The organism is Alkalibaculum bacchi (genome assembly GCF_003317055.1).
GTDB lineage: Bacteria > Bacillota > Clostridia > Eubacteriales > Alkalibacteraceae > Alkalibaculum > Alkalibaculum bacchi.
In genome coordinates this window covers 12,653-26,014 of the sequence record NZ_QNRX01000015.1, presented here as the reverse complement: position 1 = coordinate 26,014, position 13,362 = coordinate 12,653, and the positions used below count along the sequence as shown (strand labels likewise).

Genomic DNA, 13,362 nt, shown 5'->3' with positions numbered 1-13,362 from the left:
TTTCCATTTTAAAATGATTATTAAAAAGTAGTAGTGGTAAAAGCAGTTTACAAAATATATAATTAATATATAAATTTTTTAGTTATTCTTGGAAGTTTCAATGGAGGTGCTTACATGAAAAAATCAAAATGTTTATTTGTTTTTATTCTCTTCTCTTTAATACTATTTGTCGCCCTGCCAGTCCATGCTGAAGAAGATTTAAGAATCGTCAACTGGAGTATCGATTCTAAACTTAAGGATAATGGTGATTTAGAAATTATCGAGGATATTACTTTTTTATTTGAAGATCATTTTAATGGTGTTTTTAGAGAAATCGTTTTAAATAACACAGGAGGAGTAGATAAGGTTAAGGTATCAGAAATCCTTAATGGAAACCCTATAGAGTTTACACAAGTATATGATGGAAAAAAGGGAGATGAAAATATCTATCAACTCATTGAGGATGAAGGTACATCTACTATTCAAATCTTTTCACCATCTAAAGATGAACAAAAGACCTTTCGCATTAAATATACAGTAAAAGATGTATCAGTAAAGTACAATGATACTGGGGAATTATACTATCAGTTTATAGGTAAAGAAAACGAAACGCCTATTGACTCTTTTACAATTAAGATCCAACTTCCTCAAAGGATCAATGAACGAGTAAAAGTATTTGCCCATGGACCAACTAATGGAATTATTGATTTTCAAGGTGATAACTCTATACTTGCCCAAATTCGGGAAGTACCTGAAAATACATTTGTAGAAGCTCGTGTGCTTTTTCCTATAGAATTTATTCCAAACTCTACTAATATCATCAATGAAGATGCCTATAATGCTATAATGGCTGAAGAAAGATCCTACGTTGAAGAATTAGAAGCTAAAGAAATCCGGAAGGAAAAGCAAAAGGAATTTATAGGTAAATATACGCCTTATCTTACTGGACTTTGGGCATTAGTATTGAGCTTTTTTATGTTTAAATATAGAAGAAGGAAAGAATCTATAGAAGATTTAAATTACAAGTCTTATCCAGATTCCGTTCCACCAGCTATAGTTGCTCAGTTAGTTTACAACATGATCACTACCGATACCATTATGGCAACTATTTACGATTTAGCTCGACAAGGTTATCTTTCAATAGAGGAAAAGAGTAAATACGCTACAAATAATTTTAAGTTCGAAAAATCTAATAAATCTACTTATTCACTTTCACGGCATGAGAAGTTCCTAATGGAATGGCTATTTAATACTATAGGAAATGGACAAAAGATAGAGACTAAGGATATTAGTAAATATGGTAAAAACAATCCTACAGAATTTAGTAAAGACTATCATGAGTGGGTAAAAATCGTCCGTGAAGAGACTAAAGAAAAAGGGTACTACGATGAGAGTAGTAAAGCTTTAGGTGTTATTTTATTCATTACGGGCTTAATTGCCATTATTGGTGGTATCATAGGCATGGTTTTTGAAGCGTATTCTGGTATATTACTCTTGATTCTGGGTATAGTTGGTATTATTTATGCCATTATACTCCTTACGAGGAAATCCGACTATGGTTTTGTACAGAGGAAAAAGTGGTTAGATTTTAGGAAGGATTTAAAGCAAAGAAGTAAAACTTTGGATATAGATCAGCTCCCCCTATCCCTTGATCAATCATTAATATACGGTTTAGTACTGGGATTAGGAGTGAGTACGTTGCAAATTTTTCAGCCTTTTGTATCAGAAAATTTCGTGCCTAATTATTGGATATACTGGATGTTTTTTAATAATAATAGTGGAAAAAATGCATTTGAAGAGAGCTTAAATCATTCCTTTGATAATTCAACTTCTTCAATAGGTACTGGTGGAAACTTTACCGGTGGCGGAGGAGGTGGAGCTGGCGGAGGTGGAGCAGGTGGGTTTTAATTCATTCATATTGATAAATATTTTCACCTTAAACAAATAAATTGATAAAAGAAAGAACCGTCACTCTAGAGAATCTATCTCCTGGTTGACGGTTCCACTAATGCCATTTTCACATACCTATTTCAACACCTGATTTCAATTTAACCTTCAGTTTATTATCAAATACCGTAACTTTTTCAATTAATCTATCGAATTAATTGAAGGTAAACCATTTTCTTATTTCCATTTATTAATTTACTTATAATCTATAGGTGTTCCCAAATATTCAAATCGTTTGTAACTAGGATCTATTGAATCAAAATATATCCATATGGGCGCATAATTTAATTGTGGATGTGCTACAAAAAATTCATTATCCCCATAAACAATCGCTTCAAGTGCTAATGGCAATTCGCGCCTAAAGATCGTATTACGTATCGAGTTCATAATGGAACCAAAGTCTCCTATATAAACGTATATATAGAGAAATAGACCTGAGTTAGAATTTCTCCATTCTCCCAAAACCTCATCTCTCATACTCGTAATTTTGTCGTATGCAAACTGTAAGCCTATGGTTAAAAATAGTTCAGCTGTTATATCTGAGTGTGTCAATGTATATTTTCGTCCTAGTATTGGTTCAGTCGTTGTTACTCCTGGTCTAAATTCCACATAAAGCTTTTGAGGATCTAACCTTTCCATATATTTTCCCCCATCACCTTTGTTATTTTCCTGTTTTGAAGCAGTCATGGATGTAGCTTTGTTCTTTGAACAAAAAAAATTGTTTTCTAGTACATTATATTGTGTTAGAGGGACTAGGTTACTAGTTTTTAGGGACACTTTCAATTTATTACTATTTATATCATATTATTATCTATACTTCTTTTTTATTTTTTTTTGCAAAGTTCCCTTGACATAAGTTGCAAAGCAAACTATACTAATATTGTAAAGTAAACTTTGCAAATGGAGGTGGCTGATTGAAATCTAAAATTGCTGAATTACGAAAGCAAAGAAAGATCTCTCAACAAGAACTTGCGACAGCTGTAGGTGTAACACGACAGACCATCACATCAATTGAAGTAGAAAAGTACACTGCATCTTTAGTTTTAGCTTATAAAATTGCAAGGTATTTTGATATGGCAATTGAGGAAATATTTGATTTTTCAGACGTGGAGGTATAATTATGGAAAATTTTAAACATGTGGTCAAACATCGTCTCATTGTTTCTGTGGTTTATTTTCTTATTGTGCTATTGTTAATTGTTCTTTCGGCAACCTTCGGAAGAAATAGTGGATTTCCATCATTCGCTCAAGGTTTTGGTGAAGGGTTTGGAACGGGTATTGGCGCGATTATGGTCTTTTTCATAGCTAAGTATGCTGGTGCGCTAAAAAGCGAAGAGAAACTAAAGGCGCTGTACATTGAAGAGACAGATGAAAGGCTGCAATACATTCAAGCCAAGGCTGGCAGTAGAGGCATTGATATCTCCATAGCATGTCTTGCTTTGGCAATGTTAATAGCTAATTATTTCAATCCGATTGTATTTCTTACATTACTTGGAGCTACGATGTTTGTTACCTTTGTGAAATTGGGACTAAAAATCTATTATAATAAAACAGTTTAAAACTTTTAACAGGAGTTGAAAAATTGTTGAATAGAGAAATAACAGGGAATTCGCACTCTGTATAGGGGCTGTAAAGTATATTGAATGACATATTGGGATGGTAACTTATCTCTCCTAAAAAAGGGAATGGAAAGTCATCGTCCCGATATGCCTTCCTCGTATTAGCACCAAACGTAATCATTTTCAGCTAGTTCCTACTTATATGCATTTAGCTATATAATCTACTATGTTTTATTAAAAAATAGTTCATATAGGATTACTCATAGCAACTTTCTTTCACATAATTTACTAGTTCATATATATTCTTTTTATCTGTAAAATCTACTGGTTTATCAATAGCAGCTAGCATACCTACGCCATCTTCCGTAGGATTTTTATCGTTTTGTAGCTTTTTCTTCAACATAGAAATAAGTAATTTATCACCTTTTTTAAGTTCACTAAAATTGAAACCACCTCTTAGATAAAATCTAGTAATCGTATTTCGTTGTTCCTCACTAAAATTTGCTTCCCATACCTTGTTTACATCTTCTTCCCTAGGAGGTGTAGCTCCTGTTGCAAAAACGATTACTTTCTTATCTTTAAGGGCTTCATAATTATTTTTAATAAGTTTAAGTCCATTAATACCTATGGCATATAGCCCTCCCCCATAGATAATGACATCATAGGACTGGATATCTGATAGCTTCAATCCATTGTTTTCCATTAAATCACAATGAAGTTCTTCAGAAATCCACTGAGCATACTTTTTTGCAAATCCTGTTTTTGATTTGTAGATAACAACTGTTTTACTCATAATTATGTTCCTCCAATTCGGATTTTTATGGGTTTAAATATCTACATAAGAAGTATATAATAAGGAAACAGGTAATCACCTCCTTGATGTAGCTGCCACTTAGTGTTCTATGCTAGTATAATCACCTTGTAGCCAGCAAGATAACCTTCCCGTCTTTTTTATATCCTCATTAATCGCATTAATACCTCTATCATAAAGCTATAGAATATTTTTTGTGTTAGCCATACTTAAAATCCATTAAACGAATCCATGCCTGAATTGATATGATCCATATGGTTCATGCTATCATGGGCGAATGTATCTGATGGGTTGAATCCTGGTCCCTGTACATAACCTCCATGATCGAAAGGCGTAACGGCCTTAAGGCTCTCATCCATGGCCCATTGTGAGAAGTCTTGGAATTGATCTTGATGCATGTGTTCTATCTGTTGCAGATGGTACTGGGAAGTTTGAAACTCCTCAATTCCCTGAAAATTATAATCGTTGTTTAAGATTCCTTGAAAGAAGCTCTTTGTCTCCTTAGGCATATTGGAAAAAAATTCTTTTCTTTCATTATCTGACATATTAATTAAATTCTCTCTTACTTTACTGTTGAATTCATTGTAACTTTTTTTCATTTTACTTATTTTAGGCTGGTAATGAGCATATAACCCAAAGGATATTACTACTCCAACGCCTAATATCACTAATGGTTCGAACCACATACTACCGTTCCTCCTTATAATCGTAATAATTTTGATAAATACATATTATTATCTTCTTAGGGGTTTTCTTAAGGCTACAATGATAAATGTTGTTATAAGAACAAGTATCGTAATTGCAAAACTAAACTCCACTAGTTTTTTTGAAATAATAAAAACAATGTCATTTGATTTTTCTGATAATCTTATAGCTTTTAATAATATATAAAATACGATTATGTTGGTTCCTCTCCTAGATAAAGCCTTCTTCTTGATGTGAGGGGGCACTGGATGATTGAATACTGAAAATTCTATTTTTATTACTAATCTCGTCCACAGTATGCTAACTATCAATGCAGTAAAACATAAGAAGAAAGCCGTGAATTTATTAGATACCTTTTCATCAAACATTATTTTTATATAAGCGCATTAGCTATAGCAAGAATAAAAAACATAGGTATAAATCGTAAAGCGACACCATCAATGAAGCAAATGAGTTTCTTCAACTTACTTGGAGTACTTATGCATTCTTTTATTTCTGTCAATATAATCCCTCCCTTGTAATATGATGCTATTATCATTGAATTAAGATTATCTTTCAATTCACGTACGTAATAAAAACATATCATCTCTCCTTTCATCAAATTATCCTTAGCCTGCTAATAGTTTATCATGTTTTTCATGATTATTCATTAGATTTTCAAGTGGATATTTCTCTAATCATCAACTGCAAAATGTATATATAGGCCTCTTGGTTTTATTTAGATCGTGAACCTTAAATTATCGAGCTATAAATCCGATATAGGAGGTGATAATGAACTATTGGTAGAAAGGTGAATCAAATTGAAGGATTATTATAAGATTCTAGAAGTAAATTGTGATAGTTCTAGGGATGAAATCAAAAAATCATATAGGAAATTAGCTAAACAATGGCATCCAGATGTAAACAAACGTGAGAATGCTCACGAAAAATTTGTAGAAATAACAGAAGCTTACGAAATACTTATTAATGATTATAATAGAGAACAATATGATGCTATAAGAAATAGTTCGCATTATTCACAAAAGGATAATGACTTTAGCAGAAAGCAACAAAACGCTAGGCAAAAGGGTAAATATTATTCAACTATTTCTTTTGAGGAGTTCTTACAAAAAGCATTTGAAATATTTGTAGAAGTCGGAAAAACCACCTTATATGGAGAAGATGAATTCAATAAGAGTTTAAAATTTAACAATTACCTTAAGATCGGGGTAAAGGGTTGGTTGTCTGTTCTACTTATTATATTAACTTTTACTGGGGTGTTAGCACCTGTAACGATTCCTATTCTACTTAGAATTAATCTGATAGATGATAAAAAAGAAAAAATTGTTGGCATAAAAAACATTTTTATAGGCATGTTTATATTTGCAGGTGTATTTTTAGGAGTAATTTTAGGCTTTTATATAATTTGCAATTTAGAAGATGTTTTTTATTATACGTATTATTTATTCACTGATTTTGTTAGTATACTTATTTTATTGATCATTATTGCTATTATAGTAGGATTTCTAAAAAACAATGAGAAAATTGATTTAAGCTTTACTAATTTCATAGACTATATAGAAAAGAAAGGATATGGTATAAAAGATTTTAGTGGTTTGTTTTTTTGGATATTATCTATATTTTTTACCTTCCTTGCAGATAATGAAGAAATTAGTCCAGTTATGAATTTAATTGCTGCCGGATTATCACTATTTTTCTTTCCTATGGCTATATTCTTTTGGTTATTTATGTCAAAATACAAGAATTTTTTCATACGTTTATTAACTGGTATCATATTTTTCTTTATCACAGCATTTATTATTATTAATTTTGATTACTAAATATACATATTAGATGCTTATTGGTGGGATGCCATAGTTATATGTAAACTCATTACCTTGATGAGCCATGATTACTGTACCTACACATGAAACAGAGTCAACAATTAGATACGTGGAGTACATATAGGTGTTTCCACCGTGTCCAAGAGCATGCACGCTATATTCATGAGACCAAAAACTATGATTTATATAATCAACTTCGGTACAATTAAATATAATATATTAAATATTTTTTACTATTTTTTAACAATTATAGGTTGTCATTCTACTGATTTGTGATAAAATGACAGTAACATCTTTATACAGCATCACTATCACCATAGTTTCAGCTAGTATATAGATACAACAATATCTATTAGGAGTGACCTATCTTGGAAAAAGAAAAAAATGTAACATTTAAAGAAGTAACTGCAAATCCTGCTCCACTTGGTTTAATGGGGTTTGGTATGACAACAATCTTATTGAACGTACATAATGCAGGCTTCTTTGAATTAAATGCAATGATTTTAGCAATGGGAATATTTTATGGTGGATTAGCTCAAATTATTGCGGGCATCATGGAATTCAAAAAAAACAATACATTTGGAACAACAGCCTTCACCTCATATGGTTTCTTTTGGTTATCCTTAGTTGCGCTAAACATTCTCCCAGTAATGGGGTATAGTAACGTATCAGATTCCTTGTCAATGGCTGCTTACCTATTTATGTGGGGACTCTTCACACTCTTCATGTTTATTGGTACATTACGTATTAACAAGGCCCTTCAATTTGTCTTTGGATCACTTACTATCCTATTCCTCTTGTTGGCAATTGCAAATTACACAGGCTCTGCGGTAATTCTAACAATAGCTGGATACGAAGGTATCATCTGTGGTTTTACTGCCATATATGCAGCTATAGCGCAAGTGTTAAATGAGGTATATGGAAAAATGGTCTTACCAATTGGAAACGTTGATTAATGAATAAAAAAATCACCGTAAAATTCAAGTCAAATGAGACAGTGGATGTGAAAGCATACCATAAAAACAACGGGGTAACCTGGTAATAACCCTAAAAGTTAGAGTTTTATTATGAAGCTTGGCTAGATTGAATTCGGTATTTAATTGAACTCAATCTGGCCAATTTTGTTTTTGAACATTATAGTTATATCAGTAGATATGAAGTTATATAAAGGAACGATTTTTTTGAGCCGAAAGTCTTGTCTTAATTCTGTTTTATTTTAATCAAATTTCCTATCATATAGTAATGCTGCAATCAGTACAACAAATATCGAGCCCCCATTATGAACCAAAGCACCTGTTGTAGGAGTCAACCATCCCATAAATGACATTAAAATTGCCACAAAATTGATAAATAGAGACAAGGAGATACTAAATTTTATGGTTCGAACTGTGGCATTAGAAAGTCGTTTCAGATACGGAATTTTAGATATGTCATCGCTCATTAAGGCAATATCAGCAGCATCAACGGCGATATCACTACCCATGGCCCCCATCGCTATACCTACAGATGCCGTCTTGAGGGCAGGAGCATCATTTACACCGTCTCCGATCATACACACAAATTTACTGGCCTGTTGCAATTGTACTATGTTCTGCACCTTCTCCTCTGGTAGTAATTCTGCTCGCACAGAAGTAATGCCTACTTGTTTTGCAAAATAATCCGCGGTCCTGCGGTTGTCACCAGTAAGAAGCATAGTCTGTGTACCCATACCATTCAACTCAGCGACCATCTCATTAGCCGTCGTACGTAATACATCGGAGAGACCAATTATACCCACGCAGAGCCCGTCTATAGCGGCTAAAACGGAAGCCTTACCTTCATTACGAAGCTTATTTAGAGTATCACTAACCTGTTGCACAATCTCAATTCCATTTTCCTTCAAATATTTCTCACTACCACAGAAAATATTTTTACCGCACACGTTAGCATAAATTCCTTTGCCAGCCTCCATACGAAATTCTTCTGCATCCATCAAAGTGATGTTTTTCTCCCTGGCATATGTAACTATTGCCTTCCCTAAAGGGTGTTCGCTACGAGTCTCTGCTGAAGCTACCAAAGAAAGTAAATTATTCTCTTTCATATCCGATTTGAAACATAAAATATCACTAACTTTCAGCTTTCCAAATGTAAGAGTACCGGTCTTATCAAAAGTTATTGTATCTACTTTCCCCATATTCTCCAGTGCCTCACCGGATTTGATGATAATACCATGCTTGGTGGCCTGACCAATAGCGGCCATAATGGCAGTAGGCGTAGCTAGAACTAAAGCACAAGGGCAAAACACAACCAGTATTGTAACACTACGGACTATGTCCTGCGTAACAATATACGTTACAATGGCAATCAATAATGCTACTGGCACAAGCCAAGTTGCCCATTTGTCTGCAATGCGCTGAATGGGAGCTTGTTTGTTTTCTGCATCCTGAACCATTTGGATCAGCTTTTGTAAGGAACTATCTTCACCAACATTAGTTGCTTCTATATCGATTGCTCCAAAACGGTTAATCGTGCCACAGAAAACATTATCACCAGCTTCCTTATCTACAGGCAGTGACTCGCCTGTCATAATTGCCTGATCAACCGATGTATTTCCACTTATGATTGTTCCATCAACTGGAATAATTTCTCCAGGAAGAACTCTCAGAATATATCCCACTTTAATTTCATTTACATTAATCATTTGTTCTTTCCCATTATCAATCCGACGCCCTTGTTGGGGAGCAAGGCTGATGAGTTTCTTTAGGCCCTTTTTGGATCTTTCAGCGGTTTTTTCCTCCAAGATCGCTCCAATGGCCATAATAAATGCGACTTCACCTGCAGCAAAGACATCACCAATGGCAACGGCGGCAATCATAGCTATGGAAATCAAAAGCGCAGAAGATATCTTGCTCATGCCTTTGTTGTAGATAATTCTCCATATGGCCAGATATAAAAGTGGTATCCCACAGATCACAACGGAGACCCAAGCTGGGTCAACGGGAGCTTCTATTTTCATTAACATAAGAATCAGGCTTGCAACCAGAAACACGCCACCTACTATGGTCATAAGTAGTCCCGTTAAAAAATCGTTTAATTTTTTCATTATAAAAAATCTCCTTTGCATTATTGGTAAAACAATAGTACAATTTATATGTTACCATACATATTGTTCATTATTATTATATGGCTATTTAATGCCATCTACAATAATCAAAATGTTCATTTTGTAAGTTACTGAACATTATTTTATATTTGTACAAGAGGGATTATTATGGATAGAAGACAACAGAGAACAAGAGACGCAATTTTCAAGGCATTGAGTACACTTCTTGAAAAAAAGCGGTATAACAATATAACCGTACAGGAAATCATTGATGAAGCGAATATTGGTAGAAGCACTTTTTATGCTCATTTTGAAACAAAGGACGAGCTGCTTAAAGCACTTTGCACGGATATCTTTAGTCATGTATTTTCAGATGAACTCATGTCTGAAAAAACACATGACTTTTCTGGTGGAAACAACGGTCTTGAAGCAAAGCTTACACATATCTTGCATCATTTAATAGATAGCAAAACAAACATTGCTGGTATTTTATCCTGCGAAAGCAGCGAACTCTTTATGAATTATTTTAAAGATTACCTTACGGAAATGTTCTCAAAATACCTCAGCGAAATAAGGGTGAATGCCCCGGCTGATTTTCTATTAAATCATCTCGTAGGTAGCTTTGCAGAGACAGTAAAATGGTGGATTGATAAAAGTTCAGAATACACACCTGAAGAAACAGTTGGTTATTATATTGAGATTAGCTATGCTAATAGAATTACAAATAAATAGGTACTCTTCTTTTCAACATGTTAAGATCAATCTCCTAGACTATAAAGATTAACTAGAAGAAGTCTTAAAATTGATTATACACAATGGAAAAGGTATTGAAATTAATGCTTTTTTGTTTCTAAATATAAAAACATACTCCTCCTTGTAGTAAATAATTTTATTATTTAAACTATCTACTACAAGAGGAAGCATATCAGAGTGCTATGGATCGGACCCTTTGTAAGTAACATTTTAAACTTAAGTCCCTCAGACTAAACATAATAAAAATCAAAACGATTCAAAAAACTTCCCCTTATAAAAATTTACATTTCCAAGTTTTTTTGCCGTCAGTCTGAATATAACGCAACCATCTGGGCATACAATGTCCTTGCTATACTTTCCATTACCACCGACGTTAACCAAATCTCCGCCACTTCTAACTGCCTCCATGATTGGGAACATAATCATCATTACTTTGGAGCAAATACCTTGTCCAACCGTATTTACAGGACAACCATAGGTGCAGGTATACTTATCTCCGATTTCTTCGCCATTTCGGCAATACCTCTCTGTGTGGTCACTGCCAAGAAACCCTATTACCTCAATTTCAAATTCGTACTCCTCATCATACCATTTTTTCATGATTAACCTCCAAATCAAATTTATCTATAACTTCGTTTTGGGCAAACTGCCATTATTGCCTTTTGTTAATTACTGATAGCAAAATCCACAGCTGCTCTAGAATGAATTTCAGTGGTATTAAATACTTCAATAGCTACATCATTATCATTAATAAGCAATGGAATCTCTGTACAACCGAGAACTACACCTGTTACATGCTCTCCTATGGCTTTATTTATTATATCAATATAGCTCTGTTTGCTTTCTGGCCTCAATATCCCTAGGATCAATTCATCATATATAATATCGTGTATAATCTGTCGATCTAACTCACTAGGAATTACAACTTCGATTCCATTTTTCTCTAGTCTTTCTCTGTAAAATGAACCTTCCATGGTAAATTTTGTGCCTAGCAATAAAACTTTTTCCACGTTTCTTTTGATAATCTCGTCACTTGTTGCATCTGCAATATGAACTACCTTCAACCCGGTATTATCCTCGATATCAGGTGCCATCAAGTGCATTGTATTTGTGCAGATGACGATAAATTCAGCACCTGCCCTTTTCAGATTCTCTACTTCATTTACCATTAGGTTTTTGAGTTTTTCCCATTCCCCTTTATGCTGCAATTCTTCAATTTCATGGAAATCAAAAGAATACAATAGGCAGTTGGCAGAATGGCAACCTCCTAGTTTTGATTTCACTGATTCATTGATTATCCTATAGTATTCAAGTGAAGACTCCCAACTCATTCCACCTATTAATCCCATTTTTTTCATTTTCTTCCCCCTTAGCTTTTTTATCGTTCTATCACGTTATGATAGATTAAGATCAAAAATAATCGTTTCTCCAGAGGTCACTTCTCAATTTTTCGCTATTTTTATCTTATCATATATTTAATAATAAATTAAAATATTATTATAATAACTCTTGCATATTACTTCAAGCAATTACATCGTTCTATTACAATCATTGGTACTAATGTTGGCCAACCAATCCAAGCACAGCCTAAAAATTTCTAACGACGAATAGTAGGTTATAATGAGTACGATTTTTAAGAAGCGGTTTCTTTTAATTCATTTGAGAACTTGCAGGTATAAACAGGGAAAGATATAATTGAGTAAACTCATTTAAAGGAGCTATTCAATATGAATTTTTACTTTGCACCAATGGAAGGATTGACTGGATATGTTTATAGAAATGCCCATAAAGCATATTTTAATCATATTGATAAATATTTTTCACCTTTTATTATAGCTAATCAAAGTGCACGTCTTAAAACAAAGGAATTAAATGATATTATTCCAGAAAATAATAAAGATATTGTATTAGTCCCTCAATTGCTGACTAATAATGCCAATGATTTCATTCATATGACTAAAAAGGTACAGACGTTTGGATATGATGAGGTCAACTTAAATCTCGGATGTCCTTCTGGTACTGTAGTTTCAAAAGGTAGAGGGGCGGGTTTTTTGAGTAAGCCTAAGGAACTAGACACGTTTTTAGAGGAAATTTTCACTCATTTGAGTATAAAGATATCTATTAAAACCAGAATTGGGAAAGACTCCCCTCATGAGTTTTACGAGTTAATTGAAATATACAATAAATATCCCCTTGAAGAACTGATTATTCACCCAAGAATTCAATTAGACTTTTATAAAAATAAGCCTAATTTAGCCATCTTTAAAGACGCCCTAACTTTAAGTAAAAATCCTGTTTGCTATAATGGCGATCTTTTTGCTGCTAAAGAATATGAAGCCTTTTGTTCTGATTTTCCTGATATCAATACGGTAATGATTGGTAGAGGTCTCATATACAACCCTGGATTAGCTATGGGCATTAAAACCAATACGAAATTAGATAAGAATTTACTTAAAGACTTCCATCACAGATTGTATGAGGACTATCAAAACATTCTCTTTGGTGATAAAAACGTGTTATTTAAAATGAAAGAAGTATGGTATTATATGATTGAAAGTTTTACAAATCATTCAAAATACGCAAAGAAAATAAAAAAAGCACAGAGATTAACAGATTACGATGAAGTAATTACTAGTTTATTTGCAGAGCAGGAAATTTCAGAGGATAGGTAATGAGTTTAATGATATTACCATTTAATTTCAAA

Annotated in this window: 14 protein-coding genes; 7 read left to right on the top strand and 7 right to left on the bottom strand. The window is 33.3% G+C overall.

Going from position 1 to position 13,362, the window contains the following annotated elements; all coding sequences use genetic code 11:
* The first annotated feature begins 114 nt into the window (after window positions 1–114).
* Window positions 115–1,887, top strand: coding sequence for a DUF2207 domain-containing protein (locus DES36_RS10965; RefSeq protein WP_113921248.1), 1,773 nt, complete (start codon window positions 115–117; stop codon window positions 1,885–1,887).
* 234 nt (window positions 1,888–2,121) lie between these two features.
* Here DES36_RS10965 and DES36_RS10955 read toward each other — a convergent pair whose 3' ends face one another.
* Window positions 2,122–2,565, bottom strand: a complete 444-nt coding sequence (locus DES36_RS10955; protein ID WP_113921247.1) for a staygreen family protein — start codon at window positions 2,563–2,565, stop codon at window positions 2,122–2,124.
* A gap of 275 nt (window positions 2,566–2,840) precedes the next feature.
* Here DES36_RS10955 and DES36_RS10950 point away from each other — a divergent pair, with 275 nt between their 5' ends.
* Window positions 2,841–3,044, top strand: coding sequence for a helix-turn-helix transcriptional regulator (locus DES36_RS10950; protein WP_113921246.1), 204 nt, complete (start codon window positions 2,841–2,843; stop codon window positions 3,042–3,044).
* Window positions 3,045–3,046: 2 nt separating this feature from the next.
* Window positions 3,047–3,484, top strand: coding sequence for a hypothetical protein (locus tag DES36_RS10945; RefSeq protein WP_113921245.1), 438 nt, complete (start codon window positions 3,047–3,049; stop codon window positions 3,482–3,484).
* A 256-nt stretch (window positions 3,485–3,740) separates the two neighbouring features.
* On the opposite strand, the gene DES36_RS10940 is transcribed toward DES36_RS10945, so the two are convergent.
* The 3 genes from DES36_RS10940 to DES36_RS14875 all read right to left on the bottom strand — a co-directional run bounded on the left by DES36_RS10940 (window position 3,741) and on the right by DES36_RS14875 (window position 5,368).
* Window positions 3,741–4,277, bottom strand: a complete 537-nt coding sequence (locus DES36_RS10940; RefSeq protein WP_113921244.1) for a flavodoxin domain-containing protein — start codon at window positions 4,275–4,277, stop codon at window positions 3,741–3,743.
* 227 nt (window positions 4,278–4,504) lie between these two features.
* Window positions 4,505–4,981 carry a hypothetical protein gene (locus tag DES36_RS10935; protein ID WP_113921243.1) on the bottom strand — a complete coding sequence of 159 codons (477 nt, stop codon included), beginning with the start codon at window positions 4,979–4,981 and terminating at the stop codon, window positions 4,505–4,507.
* A 48-nt stretch (window positions 4,982–5,029) separates the two neighbouring features.
* Window positions 5,030–5,368 (bottom strand): hypothetical protein, encoded by a 339-nt coding sequence (locus DES36_RS14875; RefSeq protein ID WP_148581868.1) that lies wholly within the window; start codon window positions 5,366–5,368, stop codon window positions 5,030–5,032.
* Window positions 5,369–5,800: 432 nt separating this feature from the next.
* Here DES36_RS14875 and DES36_RS10925 point away from each other — a divergent pair, with 432 nt between their 5' ends.
* Window positions 5,801–6,820 carry a DnaJ domain-containing protein gene (locus tag DES36_RS10925; RefSeq protein WP_207657454.1) on the top strand — a complete coding sequence of 340 codons (1,020 nt, stop codon included), beginning with the start codon at window positions 5,801–5,803 and terminating at the stop codon, window positions 6,818–6,820.
* A gap of 371 nt (window positions 6,821–7,191) precedes the next feature.
* Window positions 7,192–7,779, top strand: coding sequence for an acetate uptake transporter (locus DES36_RS10920; protein WP_113921240.1), 588 nt, complete (start codon window positions 7,192–7,194; stop codon window positions 7,777–7,779).
* A 260-nt stretch (window positions 7,780–8,039) separates the two neighbouring features.
* Here DES36_RS10920 and DES36_RS10915 read toward each other — a convergent pair whose 3' ends face one another.
* Window positions 8,040–9,905 (bottom strand): heavy metal translocating P-type ATPase, encoded by a 1,866-nt coding sequence (locus DES36_RS10915; RefSeq protein WP_113921239.1) that lies wholly within the window; start codon window positions 9,903–9,905, stop codon window positions 8,040–8,042.
* Window positions 9,906–10,073: 168 nt separating this feature from the next.
* Here DES36_RS10915 and DES36_RS10910 point away from each other — a divergent pair, with 168 nt between their 5' ends.
* On the top strand, window positions 10,074–10,637 hold the full coding sequence (locus DES36_RS10910; RefSeq protein ID WP_113921238.1) for a TetR/AcrR family transcriptional regulator: 564 nt from the start codon (window positions 10,074–10,076) through the stop codon (window positions 10,635–10,637).
* A gap of 267 nt (window positions 10,638–10,904) precedes the next feature.
* Here the strand turns inward: DES36_RS10910 and DES36_RS10905 are convergent, their stop codons facing one another.
* Entirely contained in the window at window positions 10,905–11,258 is a 354-nt protein-coding gene (locus DES36_RS10905; RefSeq protein ID WP_113921237.1) for a TIGR04076 family protein, read from the bottom strand.
* A gap of 65 nt (window positions 11,259–11,323) precedes the next feature.
* Complete coding sequence (locus DES36_RS10900; protein WP_113921236.1) at window positions 11,324–12,016, bottom strand: aspartate/glutamate racemase family protein; 693 nt, start codon at window positions 12,014–12,016, stop codon at window positions 11,324–11,326.
* A gap of 369 nt (window positions 12,017–12,385) precedes the next feature.
* Between DES36_RS10900 and DES36_RS10895 the strand changes: the two genes are divergently transcribed.
* On the top strand, window positions 12,386–13,330 hold the full coding sequence (locus DES36_RS10895) for a tRNA dihydrouridine synthase (protein ID WP_113921235.1): 945 nt from the start codon (window positions 12,386–12,388) through the stop codon (window positions 13,328–13,330).
* Window positions 13,331–13,362 lie beyond the last annotated feature (32 nt).

Excerpts from the sequence above, each read along its gene's own strand:
- DES36_RS10965 (WP_113921248.1), top strand. The coding sequence starts at position 115 with ATGAAAAAATCAAAATGTTTATTTGTTTTTATTCTCTTCTCTTTAATA.
- DES36_RS10955 (WP_113921247.1), bottom strand. The coding sequence starts at position 2,565 with ATGGAAAGGTTAGATCCTCAAAAGCTTTATGTGGAATTTAGACCAGGA.
- DES36_RS10945 (WP_113921245.1), top strand. The coding sequence starts at position 3,047 with ATGGAAAATTTTAAACATGTGGTCAAACATCGTCTCATTGTTTCTGTG.
- DES36_RS10940 (WP_113921244.1), bottom strand. The coding sequence starts at position 4,277 with ATGAGTAAAACAGTTGTTATCTACAAATCAAAAACAGGATTTGCAAAA.
- DES36_RS10935 (WP_113921243.1), bottom strand. The coding sequence starts at position 4,981 with ATGTGGTTCGAACCATTAGTGATATTAGGCGTTGGAGTAGTAATATCC.
- DES36_RS14875 (WP_148581868.1), bottom strand. The coding sequence starts at position 5,368 with ATGTTTGATGAAAAGGTATCTAATAAATTCACGGCTTTCTTCTTATGT.
- DES36_RS10915 (WP_113921239.1), bottom strand. The coding sequence starts at position 9,905 with ATGAAAAAATTAAACGATTTTTTAACGGGACTACTTATGACCATAGTA.
- DES36_RS10910 (WP_113921238.1), top strand. The coding sequence starts at position 10,074 with ATGGATAGAAGACAACAGAGAACAAGAGACGCAATTTTCAAGGCATTG.
- DES36_RS10905 (WP_113921237.1), bottom strand. The coding sequence starts at position 11,258 with ATGAAAAAATGGTATGATGAGGAGTACGAATTTGAAATTGAGGTAATA.
- DES36_RS10900 (WP_113921236.1), bottom strand. The coding sequence starts at position 12,016 with ATGAAAAAAATGGGATTAATAGGTGGAATGAGTTGGGAGTCTTCACTT.
- DES36_RS10895 (WP_113921235.1), top strand. The coding sequence starts at position 12,386 with ATGAATTTTTACTTTGCACCAATGGAAGGATTGACTGGATATGTTTAT.